Origin of the sequence: Mesorhizobium sp. XAP4 (assembly GCF_029269325.1) — a bacterium.
Classification (GTDB): domain Bacteria; phylum Pseudomonadota; class Alphaproteobacteria; order Rhizobiales; family Rhizobiaceae; genus Mesorhizobium; species Mesorhizobium ciceri.
Genome location: NZ_JARIXW010000004.1, coordinates 668,974 through 693,940, shown reverse-complemented (window position 1 = coordinate 693,940; position 24,967 = coordinate 668,974). Strand labels below are relative to the sequence as shown.

General features: G+C 64.4%; 23 protein-coding genes. 10 read left to right on the top strand and 13 right to left on the bottom strand.

Features of this window, described 5'->3' with window-relative positions; translation table 11 throughout:
• Positions 1-46: 46 nt before the first annotated feature.
• From P3C39_RS20800 to P3C39_RS20790, 3 genes are read left to right on the top strand one after another with little or no spacing between them, the layout of a single operon-like run.
• On the top strand, positions 47-1,540 hold the full coding sequence (locus tag P3C39_RS20800) for an NAD-dependent succinate-semialdehyde dehydrogenase (RefSeq protein WP_275953937.1): 1,494 nt from the start codon (positions 47-49) through the stop codon (positions 1,538-1,540).
• A 32-nt stretch (positions 1,541-1,572) separates the two neighbouring features.
• Positions 1,573-2,952, top strand: a complete 1,380-nt coding sequence (locus P3C39_RS20795; RefSeq protein ID WP_063170117.1) for an aspartate aminotransferase family protein — start codon at positions 1,573-1,575, stop codon at positions 2,950-2,952.
• 8 nt (positions 2,953-2,960) lie between these two features.
• Positions 2,961-4,064: an alcohol dehydrogenase family protein gene (locus P3C39_RS20790; protein ID WP_063170116.1), complete on the top strand. Its 1,104-nt coding sequence runs from the start codon at positions 2,961-2,963 to the stop codon at positions 4,062-4,064.
• A gap of 12 nt (positions 4,065-4,076) precedes the next feature.
• Here the strand turns inward: P3C39_RS20790 and P3C39_RS20785 are convergent, their stop codons facing one another.
• The 7 genes from P3C39_RS20785 to P3C39_RS20755 are packed head-to-tail and all read right to left on the bottom strand — an operon-like array spanning position 4,077 to position 11,613.
• Positions 4,077-5,123: an ornithine cyclodeaminase gene (locus tag P3C39_RS20785; protein WP_063170115.1), complete on the bottom strand. Its 1,047-nt coding sequence runs from the start codon at positions 5,121-5,123 to the stop codon at positions 4,077-4,079.
• A gap of 29 nt (positions 5,124-5,152) precedes the next feature.
• Positions 5,153-5,782, bottom strand: a complete 630-nt coding sequence (locus P3C39_RS20780) for an FMN-binding negative transcriptional regulator (protein WP_063170114.1) — start codon at positions 5,780-5,782, stop codon at positions 5,153-5,155.
• Between the two features lie 4 nt (positions 5,783-5,786).
• Positions 5,787-6,668 carry a branched-chain amino acid ABC transporter permease gene (locus tag P3C39_RS20775; protein WP_027035600.1) on the bottom strand — a complete coding sequence of 294 codons (882 nt, stop codon included), beginning with the start codon at positions 6,666-6,668 and terminating at the stop codon, positions 5,787-5,789.
• 5 nt (positions 6,669-6,673) lie between these two features.
• A complete protein-coding gene (locus tag P3C39_RS20770) occupies positions 6,674-7,378 on the bottom strand; it encodes an ABC transporter ATP-binding protein (protein ID WP_275953938.1) in 705 nt (234 codons plus the stop codon).
• A gap of 4 nt (positions 7,379-7,382) precedes the next feature.
• Positions 7,383-8,549, bottom strand: coding sequence for an ABC transporter substrate-binding protein (locus P3C39_RS20765; RefSeq protein WP_275953939.1), 1,167 nt, complete (start codon positions 8,547-8,549; stop codon positions 7,383-7,385).
• A 41-nt stretch (positions 8,550-8,590) separates the two neighbouring features.
• Positions 8,591-10,447 carry a branched-chain amino acid ABC transporter ATP-binding protein/permease gene (locus P3C39_RS20760; RefSeq protein WP_275953940.1) on the bottom strand — a complete coding sequence of 619 codons (1,857 nt, stop codon included), beginning with the start codon at positions 10,445-10,447 and terminating at the stop codon, positions 8,591-8,593.
• Positions 10,447-11,613 (bottom strand): FAD-binding oxidoreductase, encoded by a 1,167-nt coding sequence (locus P3C39_RS20755; protein ID WP_275953941.1) that lies wholly within the window; start codon positions 11,611-11,613, stop codon positions 10,447-10,449. Before P3C39_RS20755 ends, P3C39_RS20760 begins: the two co-directional genes overlap by 1 nt.
• A gap of 145 nt (positions 11,614-11,758) precedes the next feature.
• Here P3C39_RS20755 and P3C39_RS20750 point away from each other — a divergent pair, with 145 nt between their 5' ends.
• From P3C39_RS20750 to P3C39_RS20735, 4 genes are read left to right on the top strand one after another with little or no spacing between them, the layout of a single operon-like run.
• Complete coding sequence (locus tag P3C39_RS20750) at positions 11,759-12,697, top strand: MurR/RpiR family transcriptional regulator (RefSeq protein WP_063170109.1); 939 nt, start codon at positions 11,759-11,761, stop codon at positions 12,695-12,697.
• Positions 12,694-13,341: an isochorismatase family cysteine hydrolase gene (locus P3C39_RS20745; RefSeq protein WP_013530318.1), complete on the top strand. Its 648-nt coding sequence runs from the start codon at positions 12,694-12,696 to the stop codon at positions 13,339-13,341. The genes P3C39_RS20750 and P3C39_RS20745 overlap by 4 nt, the downstream gene beginning before the upstream one ends.
• A complete protein-coding gene (locus tag P3C39_RS20740; protein ID WP_013530317.1) occupies positions 13,338-14,660 on the top strand; it encodes a glutamine synthetase in 1,323 nt (440 codons plus the stop codon). Before P3C39_RS20745 ends, P3C39_RS20740 begins: the two co-directional genes overlap by 4 nt.
• Positions 14,660-15,427, top strand: coding sequence for an N-formylglutamate amidohydrolase (locus P3C39_RS20735; RefSeq protein ID WP_024502302.1), 768 nt, complete (start codon positions 14,660-14,662; stop codon positions 15,425-15,427). The genes P3C39_RS20740 and P3C39_RS20735 overlap by 1 nt, the downstream gene beginning before the upstream one ends.
• Before the next feature lie 186 nt (positions 15,428-15,613).
• On the opposite strand, the gene P3C39_RS20730 is transcribed toward P3C39_RS20735, so the two are convergent.
• The 4 genes from P3C39_RS20730 to uxuA all read right to left on the bottom strand — a co-directional run bounded on the left by P3C39_RS20730 (position 15,614) and on the right by uxuA (position 20,837).
• Positions 15,614-16,633 carry an NADP-dependent oxidoreductase gene (locus tag P3C39_RS20730; RefSeq protein WP_024502301.1) on the bottom strand — a complete coding sequence of 340 codons (1,020 nt, stop codon included), beginning with the start codon at positions 16,631-16,633 and terminating at the stop codon, positions 15,614-15,616.
• 25 nt (positions 16,634-16,658) lie between these two features.
• Entirely contained in the window at positions 16,659-17,981 is a 1,323-nt protein-coding gene (locus tag P3C39_RS20725) for an LLM class flavin-dependent oxidoreductase (protein WP_063170108.1), read from the bottom strand.
• 335 nt (positions 17,982-18,316) lie between these two features.
• Positions 18,317-19,336: an isopenicillin N synthase family oxygenase gene (locus P3C39_RS20720; RefSeq protein ID WP_013530313.1), complete on the bottom strand. Its 1,020-nt coding sequence runs from the start codon at positions 19,334-19,336 to the stop codon at positions 18,317-18,319.
• A 316-nt stretch (positions 19,337-19,652) separates the two neighbouring features.
• Entirely contained in the window at positions 19,653-20,837 is a 1,185-nt protein-coding gene (gene uxuA, locus P3C39_RS20715; RefSeq protein ID WP_063170107.1) for a mannonate dehydratase, read from the bottom strand.
• Positions 20,838-20,936: 99 nt separating this feature from the next.
• Between uxuA and P3C39_RS20710 the strand changes: the two genes are divergently transcribed.
• On the top strand, positions 20,937-21,722 hold the full coding sequence (locus P3C39_RS20710; RefSeq protein WP_063170106.1) for an SDR family oxidoreductase: 786 nt from the start codon (positions 20,937-20,939) through the stop codon (positions 21,720-21,722).
• 107 nt (positions 21,723-21,829) lie between these two features.
• On the opposite strand, the gene P3C39_RS20705 is transcribed toward P3C39_RS20710, so the two are convergent.
• Positions 21,830-22,636, bottom strand: a complete 807-nt coding sequence (locus P3C39_RS20705) for an SDR family oxidoreductase (RefSeq protein ID WP_275953942.1) — start codon at positions 22,634-22,636, stop codon at positions 21,830-21,832.
• Positions 22,633-23,487 carry an NAD(P)-dependent oxidoreductase gene (locus P3C39_RS20700; RefSeq protein ID WP_024502293.1) on the bottom strand — a complete coding sequence of 285 codons (855 nt, stop codon included), beginning with the start codon at positions 23,485-23,487 and terminating at the stop codon, positions 22,633-22,635. Before P3C39_RS20700 ends, P3C39_RS20705 begins: the two co-directional genes overlap by 4 nt.
• A gap of 232 nt (positions 23,488-23,719) precedes the next feature.
• Between P3C39_RS20700 and P3C39_RS20695 the strand changes: the two genes are divergently transcribed.
• Both P3C39_RS20695 and P3C39_RS20690 read left to right on the top strand, forming a co-directional pair.
• Entirely contained in the window at positions 23,720-24,364 is a 645-nt protein-coding gene (locus P3C39_RS20695) for an isochorismatase family cysteine hydrolase (RefSeq protein ID WP_024502292.1), read from the top strand.
• Between the two features lie 48 nt (positions 24,365-24,412).
• Positions 24,413-24,964: a MarR family winged helix-turn-helix transcriptional regulator gene (locus P3C39_RS20690; RefSeq protein WP_024502291.1), complete on the top strand. Its 552-nt coding sequence runs from the start codon at positions 24,413-24,415 to the stop codon at positions 24,962-24,964.
• Positions 24,965-24,967 lie beyond the last annotated feature (3 nt).

The following is a 24,967-nucleotide window of genomic DNA, read 5'->3' as shown; positions in this document are numbered from 1 at the left end:
GGGCGGATAGTCTTCCCTTATCAGTCCGAACCGGGAGGCTTTGACCATGTCCGCGCATTTCGCCTGCTCGCATCGCCATGAAGCGCTCGACGGCCTCGCCGACCGCCGGCTGCTGCGCGAACTGGCCTATGTCGATGGCCACTGGACCGCAAGCGAGGCTGCCGAAAGCTTCGAGGTCACCGATCCGGCCACCGGCACGACCGTCGCTTTCGTCGCCGCGCTCGATGGCCGGCAGACGACAAAGGCGATCGATGCCGCGGCGCGCGCCTTCCCGGCCTGGCGGGCGCTGTTGCCGCAGGAGCGCTCGAAAATTTTACGAAAATGGTTCGAGCTGATCGTCGGCGCCAAGGATGATCTGGCTCTGCTGATGACGCTTGAACAGGGCAAGCCTCTGCAGGAATCGCTGGGCGAGATCGACTACGCCGCCTCCTTCGTCGAATGGTATGCCGAAGAAGCAAAACGCCCGAACGCCGAGAGCGTCACCAGCCATCTGCCGAACGCCGAGATGATGGTGCGGCGCGAGCCGCTCGGCGTCGTCGGCGTTGTCACGCCGTGGAATTTTCCGTCGGCCATGCTGACCCGTAAGGCGGCCGCCGCCCTTGCCGCCGGCTGCACCATCGTCGCGCATCCGTCCTCGGAAACGCCGCTGTCGGCGCTGGCGCTGGCCGAACTCGGCGAACGCGCCGGCCTGCCCGTGGGCGTCTTCAACATCGTCACCGGCAAGGCTTCGACGATCGTCGGCCGGATGTGCGAAGATCCGCGCGTGCGTGCCATGAGCTTCACCGGCTCGACCGAGATCGGCCGGCTGATCGCCGCCCAGAGCGCGCCGACCATGAAGCGGCTGGTGATGGAGCTTGGCGGTCATGCCCCGCTGATCGTCTTTGCCGATGCAGATCTGGACAAAGCGGTTGATATCGCCATCGACGCCAAATTCGCCACGTCGGGCCAGGACTGCCTCGCCGCCAACCGCATCTACGTCCAGCGTCCGATCTACGATCGGTTCTGCGCCGCCTTCGCCAAGCGCATCGAGACGCTGCGGACCGGCAATGGCCTAGCCGAGAAGATCGACATCGGGCCGCTGATGCATGAGCGCGCCATCAAGAAGGTGGAGGAACAGGTCGCCGATGCCATCGCTCACGGCGCGCGCTGCCTCACCGGGGGCAAACGGCACCAGGCCGGCCCGCTGTTCTACCAGCCGACGCTGCTGGCCGATGTCAGTGACGAAGCGCTGATCATGCGCGAGGAGACGTTTGGCCCGGTTGCCGCCGTGACGCCGTTCGACAGCGAGGATGACGTGATTGCCCGCGCCAACGCCACCGAGTATGGCCTCGTCGCCTATGTCGTGACCGAGAATGGTGGCCGGCAGCAGCGCATGGGCCGCGCGCTCGACTACGGCATGGTCGCCATCAACCGCGTCAAGATCACCGGCGCGCCGATCCCGTTCGGCGGCGTCAAGCAATCGGGCATCGGGCGCGAAGGCTCGCGCCACGGGCTCGAAGCCTTCACCGATCTGAAGTATCTCTGTCTGGACGTCGCCTAGGTTCGTCCTGCCATCCCTCAAGGAGTTAAAAAATGCTCGACCAGTCCAACGAACTCGCCGCCTGGGATCGCGACCACTTCTTCCATCCCTCGACCCATATGGGCACGCACGCGCGGGGCGAAAGCCCGACACGCATCATGGCCGGCGGTGAAGGCGTCACCGTGTGGGACAACAATGGCAGGAAGAGCCTCGATGCCTTCGCCGGGCTCTATTGCGTCAATGTCGGCTACGGCCGCCAGAAGATCGCTGACGCCATCGCCGCCCAGGCGAAGAACCTCGCCTATTACCACGCCTATGTCGGCCACGGTACCGAGGCCTCGATCACGCTGGCCAAGATGATCATCGATCGCGCGCCGCAGGGCATGTCGCGGGTCTATTTCGGCCTCTCCGGTTCGGATGCCAACGAAACCAACATCAAGCTGATCTGGTACTACAACAACGTGCTCGGCCGGCCGGAGAAGAAGAAGATCATTTCGCGCTGGCGCGGCTATCACGGCTCGGGCGTGATGACGGGATCGCTGACCGGGCTCGACCTGTTCCACAACGCCTTCGACCTGCCGCGCGCGCCGATCCTGCACACCGAGGCACCCTACTACTTCCGCCGCGCCGACCGTTCGATGAGCGAGGAGCAGTTTTCGCAGCATTGTGCCGACAAGCTCGAGGAGATGATCCTGGCCGAAGGCCCGGAAACCGTCGCTGCCTTCATCGGCGAGCCGATCCTCGGCACTGGCGGCATCGTGCCGCCGCCGGCCGGCTATTGGGAAAAGATCCAGGCGGTGTTGAAGAAGTACGACGTGCTTCTGGTCGCCGACGAAGTGGTGACGGGCTTCGGCCGACTGGGCACCATGTTCGGCTCCGACCATTACGGCATCAAGCCGGACCTGATCACCATCGCCAAGGGCCTGACCTCGGCCTATGCGCCGCTGTCGGGCGTCATCGTCGCCGACAAGATGTGGCAGGTGCTGGTTGAGGGCTCCGACAAGCTCGGTTCGCTCGGCCATGGCTGGACCTATTCGGCACATCCGATCTGCGTTGCCGCCGGCGTCGCCAATCTCGAGCTGATCGACGAGATGGATCTTGTGACAAATGCCAAGGAGACCGGCGCCTATTTCCGCGCCGAGCTGGCCAAGGCGGTCGGCGGCCACAAGAATGTCGGTGACGTCCGCGGCGACGGCATGCTGGCAGCGGTGGAATTCGTTGCCGACAAGGACGACCGGGTGTTCTTCGACGCTTCGCAGAAGATCGGACCGCAGGTGGCGACAGCGCTTGCCGCAAGCGGCGTCATCGGCCGCGCCATGCCGCAGGGCGACATTCTTGGCTTCGCGCCGCCGCTCTGCCTGACCCGCGAGGAAGCCGACATCGTCGTGTCGAAGACCGCCGATGCGGTCAAGAGCGTGTTTGCCAATCTCTGAGATCGACTATGAATGCCATGACCAGAACCCTCCCCGCCACCATGGCCGCCGTGCTGCTTGTCGGGCACGGCGGGCCGGAAAAACTCGTCTACCGCAGCGATGTGAAAGTGCCCGCGCCTGCGCCAGGTGAAGTGCTGGTCAAGGTCAGCGCTTGCGGCATGAACAACACCGATGTCTGGGTGCGCCAGGGCGCCTATGGCACGGAGGAGGACGCTGCCGCCGTGTCGACATGGCGGCGCCAGGGCAACACGCTTGTTTTCCCGCGCATCCAGGGCACCGACACCGTCGGTACCATCGCCGCCGTCGGCGAAGGCGTGTCGCCGGAGCGTATCGGCGAACGGGTGATGGTCGATTTCTCCATCTACAATCGCGACGACGATTCGCTCGCCGACATCGACTATATGGGCCATGGCCGCGACGGCGGCTACGCCGAATACCAGGCCGTGCCGGCCGAGAATACGCATGTCGTCGATACCGACATGAGCGACGTCGAACTCGCCACCTTCTGCTGCGCTTACCTGACCGGCGAACAGATGCTGGAGCGCGCCGGCTTGAAGGCCGGCGAGCGCGTGCTGGTCACCGGCGCCTCGGGCGGCGTCGGTTCCGGCATCGTGCAACTGGCACGGGCGCGCGGCGCCATTCCCTATGCCGTCGTCGGCAAGGGCAAGGAACAGGCGGTGCTGGACATCGGCGCCGAGGCGGTCATCACCCGTGGCGTCGCAGACCTGCCGCAAGCCGTGATTGAAGCGACCGGCGGCCAACCGATCGACGTGGTGGCCGACCTGGTCGGCGGCGCGATCTTCAACGACCTCTTGCGTATTCTCAGGCCCGAAGGCCGCTACACGACCGCCGGCGCGATTGCCGGTCCGGTCGTGCAACTCGATCTCAGGACCATGTATCTCAAGCAGTTGCAGTTGCATGGTTCGAGCCAGGGCACGCGCGCGGATTTCCGTCGCATCGTTGGTTACATCGAGGCGAAGAAAATCCGGCCGCTGGTCGGTGGCGTCTACAAGCTCTCCGATTTCCACCATGCGCAGGCGGATTTCATTGCCAAGGATTTCGTCGGCAAGCTGGTGGTGGTGCCGGATGCCATGTGGGGTTCGGCTGGCTGAACACTCTATGCCTCAACCCTGCTGGGCCGCCCTCAACAGCATGCCGAACAGGTCGCGCGGTTCGTCGGGGTCGGCCAGCATGTCGAGTTCCTGGTAGAGGCCGGTCGACTTCAGCTGATCCCTGACATAGCGCAGCGCCGAAAAATCCTCGATGGCGAAGCCGACCGAATCGAACAGCGTGATCTGGCCGGAATCGCGCCGGCCTTGCACGGCGCCTGACATCACCTGCCACAACTCGATCACCTCATGATCCGGCGCAAGCTGCTGGATCTCGCCCTCGATGCGGGTCTGCGGCGGGTATTCGACGAAGATGTCTGAGCGCAGCAGGATATCGCGATGCAATTCGGTCTTGCCGGGACAGTCGCCGCCGACCGCGTTGATGTGCACGCCGGAGCCGACCATGTTGTCTGTGAGGATGGTGGCGTACTGCTTGTCGGCGGTGACGGTGGTGATGATGTCAGCCCCCTCGACCGCCTCCTGCGCGGTGCCGCAGGCGACCATGTCGAAGCCGAGACCGGCGAGATTACGGATGCATTTTTCGGTGGCCGAGCGGTCGATATCGTAAAGCCTCAGCCTGTCGACGCCGAGCAGCGCCTTGAAGGCCACCGCCTGGAATTCGGCCTGGGCGCCGTTGCCGATCAGCGCCATGCAGCTGGAGCCGGCCGGCGCCAGGTACTTGGCGGCCAGAGCCGACATCGCCGCCGTGCGCAGCGCCGTCAGGATGGTCATTTCGGACAGCAATACCGGGTAGCCATTGTGGACGTCGGCGAGCATGCCGAAGGCGGTCACGGTCTGGCGTCCCTCGCGCATGTTCTTGGGATGGCCGTTGACATATTTGAAGCCGTAGACTTCGCCGTCGCTGGTCGGCATCAGTTCGATGATACCCTCGGCGCTGTGCGAGGCGACGCGCGGCGTCTTGTCGAACAGCTCCCAGCGGCGGAAATCATTCTCGATGTAGCCGGCGAGTTCGACGAGGAAGCGTTCGACGCCGATCTTCAGCACCAGCTTCATCATATGATCGACGCTGACGAAGGGCACGATGTTGAGATTGGGGATCATTTTTTCTTATCCTTGCCGCATGCAGGCGCTCAGTCCTGGCGATGCGCGTTGTGTGCCTTCATCATTGTTGCCAGCGCCGGATCGTTTTGCTCCAGCACCCTGATGGCTCCGCCTGTGTCGTAGAGGCGCTCATCCTGGCCCATCTTGAACTTGGCTTCGAGCCGCCCGATCGGCAGGTCAAACCCTATGATACCAGGTATGCGCCGCTCCATGCCGCCTGGTCCGAGCTCACGCATGCCCCAGCGATCGTCGCGATCCTTCTCCAGCACGTCGACAAGCTGCAGGAGATGCCGGGCGGTGCCGTGATCGTCGAGCGGCACCGGATGCCCATGACAATGCACGACGGCAAAGTTCCAGGTCGGCGCGCTGTCGCGCACCGGATTGCGCGGATACCAGGACGGCGAGATGTAGCCATGCGGGCTGTGGAAGACAGTGATCGTCTCCCTGCCTTCGCTGATCAAGGTGCTGTGCGGATTGGCCCGGGCGAGATGCGAGATCAGCGTTCCGTTTTCACCCCGCGCGCGATCGAGCACGAAGGGAAGATGAGAGACGACAAGGCCCTGCGGTCCCGCTGTCACCACCGTGGCAAAGGCCGCGGCCTCGATCAGGCCGAACACCTCGTCGCGCGACAGTGGCGCGAACTCGGGCTTGGTATACATCAGGTCAGCTTCGCTGGGCGCGAACCGCCGGGATCAGGCCTTGCGGGCGAACCAGCAGCACGGCGATGACGCCCGACAGCACGATGGCGTCGCGATAGGGCGCGATCGCTCCCGGCAATGTCGCTTGCAGCAGCACCTCGATGATGCCGAGCAGGAAGCCGCCGGCGACAGCACCGGGCAAGCTGCCGAGCCCGCCGACGACGGCGGCGATAAACGCCTTCAGCACCGGCGTGAAACCCATCAGCGGGTCGACCGAGGCACGCTGCGCCACCCACAGCATGGCCGCCAGCCCGGCGAGCAGGCCGGAGAGCAGGAAGGCGGTGGCGATGATGCGGCTGGCCGGAATGCCCATCAGGCGCACGACGTCGAAATCCTCCGCTGCGGCACGCATCGCCGTCCCGGTCACCGAGCGGCGCAGGAAGACTTCCAGCGCAATCAGCGCCAGTGCGGAGACGACGATGGAGATGCTGGGACCGACGCCGATGGTGAAATCGCCGAAGGAGAAAGCGCCGGTCATCCAGCCAGGCATGGCGACAGCCTGCGGCCGCGCCGAAATGCCGTTCTGGAAGACGACCTTCAGCAGGCTGGAGACAGCGAAGCTGGTCAGCAACAGACTGGTGACGCTGGCGCCGCGCATCGGCCTGAACGCGATGCGCTCCATGGCGACAGCGGCGAGCGCGCCGCAGGACACGGCGACAAGCACCGCCACCGGGAACGGAAAGCCAAGCACCAGCGAGGCCAGCAGCGCATAGCCCGACAGCGTCATCAGTTCGCCATGGGCGAAGTTGATCAGGCCGACGATGGAAAAGACGATCGCCAGCCCGAGCGCCAGCAGCGCATAGACGCCGCCGAGGCTCACCGCATTGATGATCTGCTGCGCGATCATGCTTCTTAAGCTCCTAGATAGGCCTGGCGGACGAGGTCCGAAGAGGCGAGTTCTTTTGCCCTGCCCGACAGCACCACTTCGCCATTGGCGAGCACGACGGCGCGGTCGGCGATTTCGAGCGCCAGCGCCACATTCTGTTCGACCAGAAGGATGGTCAGGCCCTTGCGGCGCAGTTCGGCGATCAGGTCGAAGACGGTGTCGATCAGTTGCGGGGCAAGGCCGAGCGAGGGCTCGTCGAGCAGGATCATGCGCGGCTTGCCCATCAGCGCGCGGGCGATGGCCAGCATCTGCTGTTCGCCGCCCGACAGATTGCCGCCCTTGACGCGGTGGTAGCGGCGCAGGATCGGGAACAGCTCCAGCATCTCCTCTTCGCGCAGCCGCGCCTCGGCCGCCGGCTGATGCACCGCGCCGCCGAGACGCAGATTGTCGGCCACCGTCAGGCTGGCGAAGATGCGGCGGCCTTCCGGAACCAGCGCGACGCCCTTGCGGGCGATCGCCTCCGGCGCCAGGCCGGTGATGTCGACACCGTCGAAGACCACCTTGCCGGATGCCGCCGGCACCAGCCCGGCGACGGCGCCGAGCGTCGAGCTCTTGCCGGCGCCGTTGGCGCCGACCAGGGCGATGATCTCGCCGCTGCCGACGGCGAGGTCGACGCGGCGCACCGCCTCGACCTCGCCGTACCGGATTTTCAGGGCTTCAACGCTCAGCATGACATCACGGCGCCGGAACGTCGGCGGCTTCGGGGATCAGGGTCTCGACATGCTTGCCTTCGCCGCCCTCGTAGCGCATCAGCGCCACTGGCCGCAGCGGCATGCGGTCCGTGCCGGCATAGGTGATCTTGCCGGTGATGCCCTCGAAATCCTTGAGGCCGGCGATGGCGTCGCGGATCGCCTTCGGGTCGTCGGAGCCGGCCGTCTTGACCGCCTGGTCGAGGATCAGGCCGATCTCGTAGCCATTGACCTCATAGGTCGATTCCGGCGCATGGCCGGCATATTTGGTGAAGGCGGCGTTGAAGGCTTCGAGCTTGCTGCCCGGCTCGGCATAGCCGGCCGCGGTGTAGACGACGCCGTCGACCAATTTGCCGAGCGCCTTGATGGTCGGCGTACCGATGGCATCGGCTCCATAGACCGGGATGGTGACGCCGGCGCCGCGCAATTGCTGGATGAAGGCTGGGAAATCGGGCTCATAGGCCGCCGTCATGATCAGGTCGGGCTTATCGGCCAAGCCCTTGATGTTGGTGATCTCGGCGGAAAAGTCGGGCTGGCCCATGCTGAAAGTGCCGCGGCCGACAATGGTGCCGCCCTTCTTCTCGAACACCTTGCCGAAATATTCCGGCAGATTGGCGGTGTAGGTGGAGTCCGGCGAGGTCAGCAGGAACACCTTCTTCTTGCCTTCGGAGACGGCGAAGTCGGCAACCGCCGTCGCCTGTACATTGTCGGCGGGATAGGTGCCGAACATGACATCGCCGACCGCGCCGGTGAGCACCGGGGCGGAGCCGCACAGCGTCAGGGTCGGAATGCCGAGAGGCTGGGTCAGCTGGCCGGCGGAAATCGAGGGATCGGCATCGCACGGCGTGATCATGATCTTGGCGCCGGCATCGATCAGCTCCTGCGCGACCGTGGCGGTCTGCGCGGTGTCGGAGCGGGTGTCCTTGATCAGCAGCTTGACGGTGTATTTGCCGCCGAACCCGCCCTTGGCGTCGAGTTCGTCGAGCGACATGCGCAGGCCGGCAAGTGCCGGCTGGTCGTAAGGGGCAAGACCGCCTGTCTGCGCGGTCGCGGCACCGATGATGATCTCTTCGGCGCTGGCCGTCGAAATGGTGGCGATGCCGAACACGGCAGCGCAGAAGGCGGCGCGATGGAGGCGATAGAGGCTTGGCATGTCGGTTCTCCTTCTGGATTTTTGTCGTTGATCGTTGCGGTCTATGCGGTCTGGTTTTCAGGCGTTGCGGTCTTGGCGCGCGCCGTGCGGCTGCCGAGATAGGCTGCGATCACGGCAGGGTTCTTCTGAACGTCGCCCGGCGTGCCGTCGGCGATGACGCGGCCATGATCGATGACGACAATGCGTTCGCACAGGTTCATCACCAGCCGCATGTCGTGCTCGATCAGGACGACGCCGATGCGGCGCTCGGTGCGGACCGTCGACAGGATGGAAACCAGTTCGGCGGTCTCGACGGCGTTCATGCCGGCGGCCGGCTCGTCGAGCAGTAGGAAGCGCGGCTTCAACGCCAGCGCACGTGCCACTTCCAACCGGCGTCGCTGGCCATAGGCAAGCCTGGCGGCCGGCTGATCGGCAAATCTCTCCAGCCCCATGCGCGCAAGTTCACCCATTGCCGCCGCCTCGGCATGGACGAGATCAGGCTCTACCTGGCGTGCGGCGACGACGACGTTTTCCAGCACCGTCATGTGCGGGAAGACGCGGATGTTCTGGAAGGTGCGGGCAACGCCGGAGCGCGCGAAGCGGAAGGCAGAAGCCTGCCGCACCGCGCCACCCACCGACACGGTACCGGCACTTGGCTTGACATCACCGGCCAGCATGTTGAGCAGCGTCGTCTTGCCGGCGCCATTGGGGCCGATGATACCGGTGATGCTGTCCGTTTCGAAACTCAGGCTGACGTCGTCGACAGCAACGACGCCGGCATAACGGCGCGACAGACGCTCGGCGGAGAGCCGGTCACTCTCGACACGCTGCGGAGGTGCCGCCGAAGCCGTCACGGCCTGACGTCCGGGCCGGCGCAGCAGGTTCAGCTCACGCTCGCCGAACAGGCCGGTCGGGCGTCGCCAGATGACCAGGATCATGGCGATGGCAAGCACGCCCTGGGTCAAGCCGAACAGGACAGGCAGATGCAGGCTGAGCACTTCGCCGCCGCCTTCGAAGCGGCGTACCACTTCGACCAAAACGATGGTGACGATGACGCCGGCGAAAGCGCCGAGCGACGAGGTCATGCCGCCGACGATCAGCATGGCAAGCATGGTGAAGCCCAGGTCGAAATAGAAATCGCGCGGTGAAAACGCACCCAGAAACTGCGCCATCATGGCGCCGGCAGCCATGGCGGCGACGACACCCGCCACCCAGGCGGCCAGACGCGCCGTGCGTTGGTCGACGCCGACGGCGGCCGCACCACGCTCGTCATTGGCGGCGGCTCGGCTGGCAAGGCCGAAAGAGGTTTCGCGAAACAGCCTCGCCGCCACCAGCGCCACCGAAGCGACTGCGGCAGCGGTCCACAGCCCGACCTCACGCGGCACGCCGTAGAAAGGCTGGCTGCCGCGGGTGATCTCGCGCCCGGCGACCAGCAGCGTGTAGACGATGATCAGCATGGCCAGCGTGGCGATCGAGGCGCTCGATCCGGAAAGCCTTAGCAGCGGCGCACCGGTCAGCAGGCCGACGACGACCGCCAGAGCCAGGACGATGGCCAGCGCTGCGACGAAGGAGAGTTGATGGCCGGCGAGGAATTGCGGCAGGTCGCGCAGCGCCGTTCGCTGCAGTGCCGTCGGCATGGTGAGGATGCCTGTCGCATAGGCGCCGAGGCCGACAAAGGCCGCCTGGCCGAACGAGACGATGCCGCTGTTGCCGGAGAATATCTGCAGGCCGAGCACCGCCGTCAGCATGATCGCGGCATAGGTGACGACGCGTTGCATGGCGGCGCCGCCGAAGATGAAGGCGGCAAGCGCCACCAGCAACAGCACCGCGACCATGCACAGGGCATCGGCCGTGGCGTTGCGGAACGCGGCCGGCATGAAGCCGGAACTCTTGCTCTCGCTCGTCGTCACCGACGCCATCACGCGGCCCTGAAGCGATCGGGTGAAAACGGGGCCAGGATCGGTTGCGCGCCTTCGGTGACCAGCCTGGCCACCGCCTCGCCGACTGCCGGCCCGGTCTTGAAGCCGTGGCCGGAAGACCCCGCCGAAACGACCAGCCCTTCGACATCAGGCATGGCGCCGATGACCGGCAGATCGTCGGGGCTCATGTCGTAGAGACCGGCATAGCCCGGCCGGATGCCAAGCTCGGCCATGGCCGGCACGCGGCTGGCGAAGGTCTCCAGGATCTCGACCGATTCCTGCTCCTCGACACCTTCCATGTAATCATCGGGATTTTCGACGAAGCGTGGACGGCCTGCATGTTCGTGGCGCAGGCCGGTGCCGCCGCCGGCCCAGGTCCCGGCGAGGATGACGCCGTCATTGTCTGGCCGCGCATAGTTGCAGGAAATGTCGTCGCACCAGGCGAACGGCATGACCTGCCTTGCCTTGCCGGCAGCGTCGAGCACGGCCATCGGATGGCGCTCGACATGCAGCGGCAGATCGAGGCCGACCGTCGCCAGCAGCCGGCGCGTCCACGGCCCGGCGGCCAGGACGACGGTATCGGCCTCCAGCATCGTTCCATCGGTCAAGATGACACCCGTGATGCGGTCGCCCTGCCGCTGGAGGCTCTCGACCAACGTGTTCTGCATGATCCTGGCACCACTGGCGCGGGCGGCACGGGCAATAGCATTGGTGGCGCCGAAGGCATCGGCATAGCCATACTCGGGTTCCCACAGCGCCAGCGCGACATTGTCCAGGGCAAAGCCCGGTGCGGCATCGGCAAAGGCCTGCGGCGACAATGTCTTGATGCGCGCGCCCTCGCCGCGGATGCGTTCGGCTGCCGACGTCCAGCTCGCCTTGTTGTCGTTGCCGCAGACCCACATCATGCCGATTTCGGTGACAAAGGATCCTTCGCCCGCGATTTCGGGCAGCGACACCAGGATCTCTCGGCCACGGATGGATAGCTGCGACAGTTCCGGCATCAGGTAGAAGGCGTGCAGCAGCGCCGACGATTTGCCCGACGGGCCGCCGGCGGGATGGGTCTGCTCGACCAGCGTGACCTTCACACCGGCTTTGGCCAGATCATAGGCCGCGCTCGATCCGACAATACCGGCACCGACGACGATGACGTCGCTTCCATTTCGCATGGCTGTTCCCCACAGTCTCTTGGCTGCTTTTCGACAAGGTAGGGCCAGCGATCGCGCAATGTCAACATCTCTTCATTGTTGACCGATGTTTAAATCTCTGTAATAAACTCGACAAAACAAGAGAACACGGATTCCGGGGAAGCCCATGGCGATACGCGATGTTCTGATGCGCGGGGATCTTGCGCTGACGCCGTCGGAGGAGAAGATCGTTCGACTGCTGTTGACGGACTATCCGACCTCCGGCCTCGGCACCGCCTCATCGCTCGCCCGGCGCGCTGGCGTCAGCGATCCAACCGTGGTGCGGCTGGTGATGAAGCTCGGCTATGAAGGGTTTCCGGATTTCCAGGCGAGGCTTCTGGCCGAAGTCGAGGCAAGACTGCACTCGCCGCTGCTGATGATGGAGGCCAAGCGGCAGAGCGGTTCCAACGACAGCGCCGTGCTGGCCTATCTCGATAGCGTCACCACGGCCTTGCAGAAAGCCACCGCCGCGACACCCGTCCAGACTTACGAGCGGGCGGCCCGCTTGCTGATGGAGGCCAAGGGCGAGATCGTGATGGTTGGCGGCCGGTTCAGCCGCCACATCGCCGGCATGCTGGCCGGCTATCTCGTGCAGTTCCGCTCCGGGGTTCGCGATCTCGGCGTGCTCTCTCCGCAGATCTTCGACACGCTGGCCGACCTCGGCCGGCGCGACGTGCTCGTCGTCTTCGACTACCGCCGCTACCAACTCGATGTGATGGCCTATGCAAAACAAGCGGCGGCGCTCGATGTGCGCATCGTCCTGTTCACCGACCAATGGCTGTCGCCGATATCAGATCTCGCCGAAGTCACCATCGTCAGCCCGCTCGAAGTCGCCTCACCTTACGACACGCTGGCGCCGGCGATCGCACAGATGGAAGCGTTGGTCGCCCATATCGTTTCGACGCTGGGCGACGAGGCCCGCGCCCGCATCGAGCGACTCGAAAAGGTGCGGCATGCCAATGCCGTGACGCTCGACAGCGAACCGCAAGAGAACGGCGCGCGCAAGACACCCGGCCCCCGCAAGACACCGGGACCCAAATCAGCAAAGCAGGACGACAAAGCATGACCCAGGCCCTACCCAAACGAGACGAAGCCTTCCGTGCCGGCGAAACGGCACTGCTACTCGTCGACATGCAGCGCATCTGGCTGGAGCCGGGCGCCGATCCGTCGCATCCGGAACGTGGCCCCGATCATTATTTTTACCGGCAGACATCCTCGCAGACGATCCCCAACCAGGAGCGCCTGCTGGCGGCGGCGCGGGCCAATGGCGTCGAGGTGCTGCACACCATCATTCAGAGCCTGACCGAAGACGGCCGTGAGCGCTCGCTCGACCACAAGCTGACACCGATCCATGTTGCGCCCAGTCTCCCCGAAGGACTGCCGGTGGCATCGCTGGCGCCGGTTGGCGACGAGATCATGCTGCCGAAGACGTCGTCGGGCATCTTCAATTCGACCAATGTCGACTATCTCCTCAAGAACCTCGGCATCCGCTATCTCGTCGTGGTCGGCGTGCTGACCGATCAATGCGTCGACATGGCGGTGCGCGACGGCGCCGACCGCGGCTATCTTGTCACCTGCGTATCGGATGCCTGCGCCACCATCACCCAGGAACGCCACGACATCGCGCTCAAGGCCTTCGGCGGCTACTGCTGGGTGGCTGACACCGACACGGTCGTCGACCGCTTCAACGCTTTGGGAAAACCGGCATGACGTCGACTGTCGAGCCTCTGGTTGCCGTCGTCACCACGGATCTCTCCGCCGTCACGCGGGGCCGTTTCGTTGCCGAAAGCAAGTTGCAGAAGACCGCCACGACCGGCGTCGGTTGGCTGCAGGCCAATCTGTCGCTGACACCGTTCAACTCGATCGTCGATCCCAACCCCTGGGGCTCGTCGGGCGACCTGCGGCTGATCCCCGATCTCGAAGCGCGCTTTCGCACGACACGCACCGGATCGGCAACGCCATTCGATATGGTCGCCGGCGACATCGTCGAGCTCGACGGCAGCCCATGGCTCGGCTGCACCCGCACGATGCTCAAAGACGCGCTGGCCGATTTGAAAGCCGCAACCGGCCTGTCGGTCATCGCCGCTTTCGAGCACGAATTCAACGTTGCCGACGGCGGCTTCGCACAGGCGCATTCAATGTCTTTCGCCGCACTGCGCCGCGCCGACCCTTTCGCGCCCAATCTGATGGCGGCGCTCGAGGAAGCCGGCGTCGCGCCCGAGGTGGTCATCGCCGAATTCGGCGACGAGCAGTTCGAGGTGACGCACGAGCCGGCGGACGCGCTGACGGCGGCCGACCGCGCCGTCGCCATCCGCGAAATCACGCGCGAGTTGGCGCGCAATGCCGGCTGGCGTGCGAGCTTCGCCCCCAAGACAGCGCCAACCGCCGTCGGCAACGGCGTCCACATCCATTTCAGCTTCGTCGACGAGGCCGGCAAGCCGATGACTTACGATCCGGCACTGGCGGGCGGCCTTTCCGCCAAAGCGGGCGCCTTCTGTGCCGGCGTGCTGCGCCATCTGCCTGGGATGACCGCCATGACGGCGTCGAGCGTGTCGTCCTTCTACCGGCTGAAGCCGCACAGCTGGAGTTCTTCCTACACCTGGCTTGCCGACCGCGACCGCGAGGCGTCGCTGCGCATCTGCCCGACGGTGACGATCGGCGGACGGGATCCGGCGCGGCAATACAACATCGAATACCGGGCCGCCGACGCCACCGGCAATCCCTATCTGTCGCTGGCGGCGATCATCCGCGCCGGGCTGGAGGGGCTGGAGGCGGGCCTGCCGTCGCCACCTTTGGTCACCGGCGACCCGACACTGATGAGCGAGGCGGAGCGGGCAAGTCTTGGTCTGGTGCGCCTGCCCGAAACCCTGCCCGCGGCACTGGACGCGCTGCTGGCCGACGGCACCGTGACGGGATGGTTCGCGCCCGTCTTCATCGAAACCTTCGTCGGCCTCAAGCGACATGAAGCCGAGCGTCTTGCCGGTCTCGATCCGGCCTCCATCTGCGATCTCTACCGGACGCTCTATTGATGACCGCAGTGACAAAAAAAGATTGGCCCGAGGCCGTCGAGGCCCTCAACGAGCACGGCCGTTCCGATATCGTGCTGTTGTGCGAGCATGCGTCCAACCACATGCCGGTCGAGTATCGACAGCTTGGCCTCGATGCCCACCATCTGCAGCGCCACATCGCCTGGGATATCGGCGCCGCCGAAGTGACCCGCCTGCTGTCGTCGAAGCTCGATGCTCCGGCCTTCCTCAGCGGCTATTCGCGGCTGCTGATCGACCTCAACCGGCCACTGGGCACGCCAGGCAGCATTCCGGTACTGTCGGAAGACACCGACATTCCCGGGAATGTCGGCATCGATGCGGCGGAGCGGACCCGGCGCGCCGAGATCATCTTTTCGCCGTTCCATGACCGGGTGACCGCTTATCTCGACCGCCGGGCACAAGCAGGCCGGCAGACGCGGATCGTGACGATCCATTCTTTCACGCCGGTCTTCCTCGGCGTCAGCAGGCCCTGGCATGCCGGCGTGCTGCATGACCAAGCAAGAGGTCTCGCCGAAGCGATCCTTTCGGGCCTGCGCACCGATGCGGCGCTCAATGTTGCGGCCAATGTACCCTATGTGATCAGCCGCGACGCCGACTACGCCGTGCCCATCCATGGCGACGATCGCGGCATCGCCGCCGTCCTCGTCGAGATCCGGCAGGATCTTTTGTCGACACGGTCCGGCATCGAGGAATGGGCGGACCGGCTGGCGGCGGCACTGCCGGCACTCGAGACAGAAACCGTGCCGTGAGCAATCCAAGCCTGCGCGAGCGCGACGCCGCGACCATCGCCCAGATCGGCAAGTTGCGTTTCTCGCCGCTCGGCGTCATCGGCAGCCGGGGCAACCGGCTGATCGGCGGCTGCTGGCAATCACGCCCCGCGGCCACGGCTGCGGCAGAAATTACCCAAGCAGCCCCGCCTGATCGTTGCGCGGCATTTATTCCGCGATACGCACGATCAGCTTGCCGAAATTCTTGCCATCGAGAAGGCCGAGAAAGGCCTGTGGTGCATTTTCGATGCCATCGACGATATCTTCCCTGTAGCGGACGCGGCCGGACGATATCCATTCGGCCATCTCACGATAGAAGGCCGGGCGCTGGTCGACAAATTCACGCTGGATAAACCCCCTGATCGTCAGGCTGCGGTGCAGCACTTGCTGCATCAATACCGGCAAGCGGTCGACGCCGGCATCCGCGATGACGTTGTACTGCGCGATCAGCCCGCAGACCGGCACACGCGCAAATTCGTTCAGCAGCGGAAACACCGCGTCCCAGACAGGACCACCGACATTCTCGAAATAGATGTCGATGCCACCGGGGCAGGCTGCCTTCAACTGCTCGGCAAAATCATCGGCACGGTGATCGACGACCGCATCGAAGCCGAGTTCGTCTCGCACGAAGGCGCACTTGTCGGCACCGCCGGCAATGCCGACGGCACGCGCGCCCTTGATGCGCGCGATCTGGCCAACGGCCGACCCGACCGCGCCGCTGGCGGCCGCCACGACGACCGTCTCGCCAGGCTTCGGCTGCCCGATGGTGAGCAGACCGGCATAGGCCGTGAAGCCCGGCATGCCGAGCACGCCAAGCGCCGTCGTGATGGGTGCCGCAGCGGGATCCAGCTTGCGCAGCCCCACACCGTCGGACAAGGCAAAACTCTGCCAGCCGGAATGGGACAACACGATATCCCCTTCGGTAAATTCCGGGTGGCGAGAGATCACGACGCGCGCAACGGTACCGCCTTCCATCACGCCGTCGACATCGACGGGCCTGGCATAGGATTTCGTAGCGTTCATGCGCCCGCGCATATAGGGATCGAGCGACAGATAGAGGATCTGCAGCAGCAGTTCGCCCTCTCCCGGCTGGACGACATCAACCGTCTCGATGCGGAAATCATCCGGCTTTGGCCGGCCTTGTGGCCGCGCCGCGAGCACGATGCGGGTGTTGGACTGGATCGACATCGAAAATCTCCCTGCGAAGAAGGCTCTACTCGAAAAACCGGTTGGGCGGACGCTTCAGGCCGAGATTCTCGCGCAGTGTCGACCCTTCATATTGCCGCCTGAAGATCCCTCGCCTTTGCAATTCCGGCACCACCTTCTCGGCAAAATCATCGAGCCCGGCGGGCAGGTATGGAAACATGATGTTGAACCCGTCGGAACCCTCGCCGATCAGCCATTCCTCCATCTCGTCGGCGATTGTTTCAGGCGTGCCGACAAAAGCAAGGCCGGAATAGCCGCCCAGCCTTTGCGCAAGCTGCCTGACGGTCAGGTTCTCCTCGCGTGCCAGTTCGATGACGCGCTCGCGGCCACTCTTCGAGGCATTGGTCTCGGGGATTTCGGGCAAGGGCGCGTCGGGATCAAAACCGGACGCGTCATGTCCGATGGCGATCGACAGCGAGGCGATGCCGCTCTCGTAGTAGACGAGACTGTCGAGCTTCGCCCGCTTGGCCTGCGCGTCCTCGACGCTGTCACCGACAACGACAAAGGCGCCGGGCAGGATCTTGATGTCGTCACGCGACCGGCCAAGCCTTTCCGCACGGCCTTTGACGTCGGCGAAGAAGCGCTGCCCCGCCGCGAGATCGGCATGGGCGGCGAAAATGACCTCCGCTGTCTCCGCCGCCAGTTGGCGTCCTGCCTCCGAGGCGCCGGCCTGCACGATGACCGGCCAGCCCTGGATTGGCCGCGCGATGTTGAGTGGGCCGCGCACCGAGAGATGCTCACCCTTATGGTCGAGCACATGCAGCCTGGCCGGGTCGAAATAGAACCCGCTTTCGGCGTCGCGGATGAAGGCATCGTCGGCAAAGCTGTCCCACAGGCCGGTGACGACATCGTAGAATTCCCGGGCCCGCCGGTAGCGCTCGTCATGCTCGACATGCTCGTCGAGGCCGAAATTGAGCGCCGCATCCGGATTGGACGTGGTGACGATGTTCCAGCCGGCGCGTCCGCCGCTGATATGGTCGAGCGAGGCGAAGCGGCGGGCAACATGATAGGGCGCGTCGAACGTCGTCGATGCGGTGGCGACCAGCCCGATATGGTCGGTGACGGCGGCGAGCGCCGACAAAAGCGTGAACGGCTCGAACGAGGTGACCGTGTGGCTGCGCCGCAGCGCCTCGATCGGCATGTTGAGAACGGCCAGATGGTCGGCCATGAAGAAGGCGTCGAACTTCGCCGCCTCCAAGGTCTGGGCGAAGCGCTTCAGATGCGCGAAATTGAAATTGGCGTCGGCATAGGCGCCCGGATAGCGCCAGGCGCCGGTATGCAGGCTGACGGGGCGCATGAAGGCGCCGAGGTGCAATTGTTTTTGTGTCATGAAAGTCGTTTCGACCGATCGATACAGTCGAGCACTAGCGCTCGAATCCTAAACTCAGGATCGGACGGTCCGCGCAACTCGGGAAGATATCCTGTTCCTCCACACCGGCCTTTTGCAGCATAGGTTTTGCGCTGTCCGGGACCAGGACAAAAAATGGCCGGGCTCGAATGCGGCCCGGCCAAAAGAAGGTTTGAACCTTCAGAGGGGAACACCGTCCAGCGGAATGGGAGGAAACCGCTAAACGATTTTACCTTTTTGCGCCTATCTCGAAGCCTTGGCGACGAATGGCATTCCAAAAAACATATGAAACGGCAAAAATTCGTGCAGAGCTGAGTTCACGAACCCGCCGCTCCGGCCTGGAGAAGATCGGCATAGTGGCGGCGTGCCACGTCGGGATGTGAACGCAGTCGGCTTTTGAGCACATTGGTGCCGACATCGCGGAACAACGGATTGTCCGGATCGCTTGCCGGCCCGCGCGCTTCGGCCGCCAATTCCTCGGGCAGGGTCAGAAGCGGTATGGTCGCGTCCAGCCGCGCACTGAAGAAGAAGGGAACGGAGATCCGCTCGACGCCGGCAGGCGGCGTCACGACGCGGTGAACGGTGGCACGCAAATACCCATTCGATGCCAGTTCGAGCAGTTCGCCAATGTTGACGACCAGCGTTCCAGGGAGCGGATCCACATTCACCCAGCTTCCGTCATATTCGACCTGCAGGCCCTTGTTGTCGTCCTGCAGCAGCAGGGTGAGGAAACCGCCATCCTTGTGCGCGCCGACGCCCTGGTCGCCTTCGGTCGCGTCACGGCCGGGATAACGGACGATCTTCATGCGATGGTTGGGCGAGTCCCGATAGATCGCGTCGAAGGCGTCCTCGGGCTGATCGAGCGATAGTGCGAAGGCTTTCAGCAGCCGAATGGCCACCGCGGTCGCCTTGGCCTGCCATGCAAGCAGTGCCGGCTTGAGCTCCGGCAGTGCAGACGGCCACTGGTTCGGCCCCTGCAGCCGTGTCCACGGTGCAATTCCAGGTCCCTGCGCTATGGGCTGGCGCTCGACGCCGATGTCGAGTTGCTCACGCCAGTCGGCCGCGCCCTTGGTCAGTTCGCCGCCGGCGCGGGTGTAGCCGCGAAACTGCTGGGATTTGACCATTTCGATGGCCAGCTTGTCGGCCTCCGGCAACGCGAAGAACCGTCGCGAGGCATCGAGCACGTCGTCGATCTCCGGGGCGGAAATTCCGTGGCCGCTGAGATAGAAGAAGCCAACGTCCCGGGCTGCCGTACGCAGGTCCAGGAGAAAGGTACGATACTCGGACGCACCTTGTTCGAGGCGGCTCAGGTCAAGCACCGGCACAATTCTGGGCATGTTCAGCTTCCTTCTTTTCTCTGCCCTGGCTTAGGAGAAGTAGAAGCGACCACCGGCAAGAGCTTCGAGCATGAATGCATCTCAAAGTGACACGCAAGGCGTGCCGATCAAAGCAACAGGAAGTCCAATCCGGGCCGGATGGAAGAACGTCAGCGCTGCATATTATGACCTGTCGGCAAATAATTTCCCGACAAGTGCTTTACCCGCCATGCCTCTCGTGGACCGCACTTTCCAGTGCGACAGCGTATAAGTCGCAGCGGAAGCGCAATCGCGCGTGATCGTCTGTAAATCCCGCCAGCCGACCGGCAAGACGGCTTCAAGCCAGCTCGAACCGCTCGATGGCGCGCATGATGCCGCGCAGCTCGGCGAGGCCCTTCAGCCGGCCGATCAGCGAATAGCCGGGGTTGATCCTGGTCTTGCCGATGTCGTCGGCAAGCAGATGGCCATGGTCTGGTCGCATCGGAATGCGCCAGTCGGCACGGCCTTCCCTGCGACGGCGCGCCTCTTCCTGCATCAGAGCGAGGATAACATGCGCCATGTCGGTGCCGCCTTCGAGATGCTCGGCTTCGTAGAACGAGCCGTCATCCTCGATGGTGATGTTGCGGAGGTGGACAAAGTGGATGCGGTCGGCGAATTCCTTGACCATGGCGACGATGTCATTGTCGGCGCGCGTGCCATAAGAGCCGGTGCAGAACGTCAGGCCGTTGGCGGGGCTGTCGACGGCGTTAAGGATGAAACGCGCATCCTCGGCTGTCGAAACGATGCGTGGCAAGCCATAGAGCGAGAAGGGCGGGTCGTCGGGATGGATGCACATGCGCACCCCCTCCTCTTCGGCCACCGGAATGATCTCGCGCAGGAACCAGGCAAGGTTTTGGCGCAGCTCCTTTGGTCCGATCGCATCGTAGTCCGCCAGGGCCTCGCGAAAACTGTCCCTGTCATAGCTGCGCTCGGTCGCCGGCAGGCCGGCGATCAGGTTGCGTTCGATCCTGTCGATCGCTTCGCTGCTCAATTCCTTCAGCCGCGCTTCCGCTTCGGCGATACGGGCAGCGGTATAGCCGGCTTCGGCATTGACGCGCTTCAGCACGAACAGGTCGTAGGCTGCGAAATCGATGGCGTCGAAACGCAGCGCATAGCCCGTCGTCGGCAGCCGATAGGCGAGATCCGTGCGGGTCCAGTCGACCACCGGCATGAAATTGTAGCAGACCGTCGCAATGCCGGCCTTGGCGAGCGCGCGGATTGAGTCGCGATAGTAGCCGGCGTAGCGCTCGCGTTCCGGCGCGCCGACCTTGAAGGAGTTGTGGACCGGAATGCTCTCGACCACCGACCATGTCAGGCCGGCGGCCTCGATGACACGCTTGCGCTCCAGAATGCTCTCGAGCGGCCAGGCGCGCCCGTCATAGATATCGTGCAAGGCGCTCACCACGCCGGTCGCACCGGCCTGCCTGACATGATCGAGCGTTACCGGGTCGTTTGGTCCATACCAGCGCCAGCACTGTTCCATTGCCGCTTCCTTCTGCGAGAGGATGGCAACCTATTGTTGGACCACAATGGGTGTCAAACTAGGAACCGGTTTCGGACAGCGAATGAAGGAGTTTTCCCAATGAAGGATTTCGACGGCAAGGTTGCCTTGGTGACGGGGACGACCGGGATTGGCCTCGCAACCGCCAGACGCCTCGCTGCAGGGGGCGCTGCGATCATCGCCTGCGGCATCGACCGCGCGGCCAACGCTCTACTGAAAGCGGAGCTGGAAAGCTCCGCAGCCGGGGCGCTGGTCATAGGCGCCGACGTCTCCGTGCCCGATCAGGTTCGCGACGCGGTCGCGGCCGGCGTGGAGCGGTTCGGCGGCCTCGATATCGTCGTCAATTCGGCGGCGGTGCATCCGTACGGAACCGCCGTCAGCACCGATTTCGAGACCTGGAACAAGGCGATGGCGGTCAATGTCGGGTCGATCTATCTGACCGCGCATTTCGGCATCCCGGAAATGGTCCGCAGGGGCGGCGGCGCCATCGTCAACGTCGCTTCGGTGCAGGGCTTTGCCTGCCAGCAAAACGTCGCCGCCTATGCCACCACCAAGGGCGCCATCCACACGCTGACGCGTGCCCTGGCCCTGGACCATGCGCGCTCCGGCATCCGCGTCAATTCCGTCAGCCCCGGCTCGATCCGCACCCCGATCCTGGAGAAGGCCGCCCGCGGCGAGAACGGCACGGACGCCGATGTCGAGGCCGCCTACAAGCGCTTCGGCGAAGCGCACCCCATCGGGCGCATCGGCGAGCCGGAGGAGGTGGCCGAACTTATCGCTTTCCTGTGTTCGTCGAAGGCCGGCTTCTGCACTGGCGCGGACTACAAGATCGATGGCGGCCTGACCGCCGGCATCGGCGTGAAGTAGATCGCGAATGGGGCCTGGCCTTTAGCGGGAGCGGCCGGCATCCGACAATTGGTTTGCCGAATTCTTGCAGATCAATGCTCAAGCAAATCGAGCAGCGAAATTGAGCTTTAGCGAAATTTCGTAAACGCACCGCCATCAGGGGCGTTGGCCCAGCTCTGCAAGGTCTGGCCGCCGTCGATCAGCCAATCCACGCCCGTGACGTGCCTCGCCTCGTCCGAGGCCAGGAAAGCCACGGCGGCCGCGACATCGTCCGGCTGGCCGATGCGGCGCAATGGAATGCGGTCGGCGAAATGCTGGACGCTGCTCTTGAATTCGCCGTCACCGGAAGCCGGCACGCCAAGCGTCGTCTCGATCACGCCGGGGCAAATGGCATTGACGCGTATGCCGTAGGGCGCAGCATCGAGCGCCGCAACCCGCGTCAGGCCGACCACGCCGTGTTTGGAAGCGACATAGCCGGCACCGCCCGAAAGGACGTCCCAACCGGCCATGGATGAGCCCATGTTGAGGATCGAGCCACCGGTCCCCGCCTTGATCATCGCCCGAAGCGATGCCTGCAGGACGAGGAAGATACCGCGCAGATTGATACGGATGGTCGTATCCCAGTCCTCGACCGGCAGGTCGTGAACGGGAGCGACGACGCCGGAAATGCCGGCATTGTTGAACACCACGTCGAGGCCGCCGAACGTCTCGACGGTCGCCTCGACGGCGCGCCGCACATCCGCTTCATCGGTGACGTCGGCTTCGATGGCAATGGCGTTTTCACCCAGTGAGCGAGCCAGTTGCTGCGCCGCCGCGCCATTGCGATCGACAATGGCGACGCGCGCGCCTTCGTCAAGGAAACGCCGCACCGCCGCGCCGCCGATCGCGCCGGCGCCGCCAGTGACAAGGATCTTCTTCTGGTCGAATCGTTTCATCCCCCGGTCTCCGGCTTTGGATAGGAACGCCATGAATATTGTGGTTCGAAGCCGATCGTTTCGCGCGCATGGACCGTGTCGAGCACGGCGCCAAAGCCGGCGATCGGCCGCGATAGAGCGACATCGGGATAGACCCGGCGCACGAGCGCTTCGGTTTCCTCTTCCATGAAGGTGTCGGCGGCGCTGAGCAGGACGCGCAGATGGCCGTCGCCTTGCCATTCAAGCGCCCGCAGGAAGCCCTGCCCGGCGTCGCGCGCGTCGAGATAGGCCCACAGGTCGCGGGCACTGTCGGCCGTGGCGCGGCGCGGCCCGACGCCCTCGAAAAATGAACCCGGCGTCTGGATCCACGGCATGCGGATACTGACCGCCGAAAAGGCGCCGCGGCGCACCGCCGCGTCGACGATTTCCTCGCCCAGCCATTTCGACAGGCCGTACGGGTCCTGCGCGCCGACCGGGTGGTCCAGGTCGACCGGCAGATAGGGCGGTCGCACAGGTTTTTCGAAAAAGGGATAGCCGAAGACGCTGAAGGATGAGGCATAGATGAAGCGCCTGGCGCCGGCCATGGCGGCTGCCTCGACCACATTGTAGGCGGTCGCGATGTTGGTCTTGAACACCTCGCCGCCGGCCCGGCCGGTCGGCCGCGGAATGGCCGCGACATGCACAACGGCATCGCAATCGCGCACCAGCTGCAGTGTCGATCCCAGATCGGTCAAATCGGCGGTTGCGTGGCGCCATGCGACCTCACCCGGCACCACGGCATCGACACCAAGCACATCGTGGCCGGCCGCAACCAGAGCCTCGGCCACATGGCGGCCAAGCAGGCCGCTGGCTCCGGTGACGATGGTTTTCATATCTCGGCCTCGGCTCCGCAATTCAGCGGCTTGAATATCATTGATGGTCATACAAATCGAGCACATGCCTGACAAGCGTTGTCAAGGCCATTTCGCGATGGGCAAATAGCGCATACGCTTGTCGGAGCGCGGTGCGCAAGGCCGACCAGCACGCTTTGCGTCGAACGGGATTGACTTGGCATCCACTAGGGTTTTTTGTATGAGCATCAACGATCGGTCAAAGGAGCTCGCCATGTCCGTGGACAGTTTTTCCTCACATCGGCACGATGATGCGGTGCGCCTCGATCCACGCCGTGCGGCCATTATCGTCATCGATATGGTCAATGAGTTCTGCAAGCCCGGCGGGGCCATGGTCCTGCCTGGGTACGAGACGCTGGTCGCGCCGCAACTGGCCGTGATCGAGGCTGCGCGCGCCGCCGGCGTGCCGGTGATCTGGGTCCATGACAGCCACCGACCGGGCATGCGACGAGAGCGCGAATGGCTGAAGCGCACACCGCATTGCCTGGATGGAAGCTGGGGGCCGGAGATCATCGAGGATCTCGGCGCCCGCGATGATGAGATCCATGTCATCAAGCGGCGCTACTCGGCCTTCTTTCAAACCGACCTGGACCTGACGCTGAAAGACATGCAGGTCGATCAGTTGGTCATTTTCGGCGTGGTCACCAACATCTGCGTGCGCTCGACCGTCCATGATGCCTTTTTCCAGGGCTATGAGGTGGTGGTGCCAAGCGATTGCTGCGCGGCAACGGGACCACGCGAGCAGGAAAGCTCGCTCTACGACATAGCGACCCATTTCGGCGTGGTCAGCGATTCGGCTGATGTCGTCGCAGCCCTCCGCGACGGGACGTCGCTTCAACCAGCGGAGGTCGCGGCTTGAGCTTTTCCAAACCGGCGACATCCGAGACAGCGGCGATAGGAGTCCGGTGTGACGACTGAAAAGAAACCGCAATCCGAAAAAGGCGCGACCTCGAAAACGCCGAGCGGCGATGCACCCCCGAGCCGCGAGCAAGTGCTGCAGCAATACGCCGAGACCGGCTATGAACTGGACCGTCACCCGGCGCACGTCATCCGCCGGGCGCATCAGCGCGCGACACTGCGCTTCCAGCAGGTCATGGCCGGCGAAGACCTTTCGCCAACGCAATTCGCGGCGCTCGCCACGATCCTCAAGCATGGCGAAGTCTCGCAGAACCATCTCGGCCGGCTGACGGCGATGGACCCGTCGACCATCAGCATCGTCATGCGCAAACTGCTCAAACACGGGCTGATCACGCGCAGCGCCTCCGAAACCGACCAACGCCTGACGATGATCGCGCTGACCAGCAAAGGGACCGACTATACGCTGGAACGGCTCGAACGCAGCGTCGAGGTCGGGCGGCGGTTCCTGTCGCCGCTCTCCCCGGCTGAGCAGGCGACGCTGCTTCGCCTGCTCCAGCGCATCAATGACGACGACCCAACGAATGGCGACGGCGGCAAATAAGCC

Excerpts from the sequence above, each read along its gene's own strand:
- P3C39_RS20800 (WP_275953937.1), top strand. The coding sequence starts at position 47 with ATGTCCGCGCATTTCGCCTGCTCGCATCGCCATGAAGCGCTCGACGGC.
- P3C39_RS20795 (WP_063170117.1), top strand. The coding sequence starts at position 1,573 with ATGCTCGACCAGTCCAACGAACTCGCCGCCTGGGATCGCGACCACTTC.
- P3C39_RS20790 (WP_063170116.1), top strand. The coding sequence starts at position 2,961 with ATGAATGCCATGACCAGAACCCTCCCCGCCACCATGGCCGCCGTGCTG.
- P3C39_RS20785 (WP_063170115.1), bottom strand. The coding sequence starts at position 5,123 with ATGATCCCCAATCTCAACATCGTGCCCTTCGTCAGCGTCGATCATATG.
- P3C39_RS20780 (WP_063170114.1), bottom strand. The coding sequence starts at position 5,782 with ATGTATACCAAGCCCGAGTTCGCGCCACTGTCGCGCGACGAGGTGTTC.
- P3C39_RS20775 (WP_027035600.1), bottom strand. The coding sequence starts at position 6,668 with ATGATCGCGCAGCAGATCATCAATGCGGTGAGCCTCGGCGGCGTCTAT.
- P3C39_RS20770 (WP_275953938.1), bottom strand. The coding sequence starts at position 7,378 with ATGCTGAGCGTTGAAGCCCTGAAAATCCGGTACGGCGAGGTCGAGGCG.
- P3C39_RS20765 (WP_275953939.1), bottom strand. The coding sequence starts at position 8,549 with ATGCCAAGCCTCTATCGCCTCCATCGCGCCGCCTTCTGCGCTGCCGTG.
- P3C39_RS20760 (WP_275953940.1), bottom strand. The coding sequence starts at position 10,447 with ATGGCGTCGGTGACGACGAGCGAGAGCAAGAGTTCCGGCTTCATGCCG.
- P3C39_RS20755 (WP_275953941.1), bottom strand. The coding sequence starts at position 11,613 with ATGCGAAATGGAAGCGACGTCATCGTCGTCGGTGCCGGTATTGTCGGA.
- P3C39_RS20750 (WP_063170109.1), top strand. The coding sequence starts at position 11,759 with ATGGCGATACGCGATGTTCTGATGCGCGGGGATCTTGCGCTGACGCCG.
- P3C39_RS20745 (WP_013530318.1), top strand. The coding sequence starts at position 12,694 with ATGACCCAGGCCCTACCCAAACGAGACGAAGCCTTCCGTGCCGGCGAA.
- P3C39_RS20740 (WP_013530317.1), top strand. The coding sequence starts at position 13,338 with ATGACGTCGACTGTCGAGCCTCTGGTTGCCGTCGTCACCACGGATCTC.
- P3C39_RS20735 (WP_024502302.1), top strand. The coding sequence starts at position 14,660 with ATGACCGCAGTGACAAAAAAAGATTGGCCCGAGGCCGTCGAGGCCCTC.
- P3C39_RS20730 (WP_024502301.1), bottom strand. The coding sequence starts at position 16,633 with ATGTCGATCCAGTCCAACACCCGCATCGTGCTCGCGGCGCGGCCACAA.
- P3C39_RS20725 (WP_063170108.1), bottom strand. The coding sequence starts at position 17,981 with ATGACACAAAAACAATTGCACCTCGGCGCCTTCATGCGCCCCGTCAGC.
- P3C39_RS20720 (WP_013530313.1), bottom strand. The coding sequence starts at position 19,336 with ATGCCCAGAATTGTGCCGGTGCTTGACCTGAGCCGCCTCGAACAAGGT.
- uxuA (WP_063170107.1), bottom strand. The coding sequence starts at position 20,837 with ATGGAACAGTGCTGGCGCTGGTATGGACCAAACGACCCGGTAACGCTC.
- P3C39_RS20710 (WP_063170106.1), top strand. The coding sequence starts at position 20,937 with ATGAAGGATTTCGACGGCAAGGTTGCCTTGGTGACGGGGACGACCGGG.
- P3C39_RS20705 (WP_275953942.1), bottom strand. The coding sequence starts at position 22,636 with ATGAAACGATTCGACCAGAAGAAGATCCTTGTCACTGGCGGCGCCGGC.
- P3C39_RS20700 (WP_024502293.1), bottom strand. The coding sequence starts at position 23,487 with ATGAAAACCATCGTCACCGGAGCCAGCGGCCTGCTTGGCCGCCATGTG.
- P3C39_RS20695 (WP_024502292.1), top strand. The coding sequence starts at position 23,720 with ATGTCCGTGGACAGTTTTTCCTCACATCGGCACGATGATGCGGTGCGC.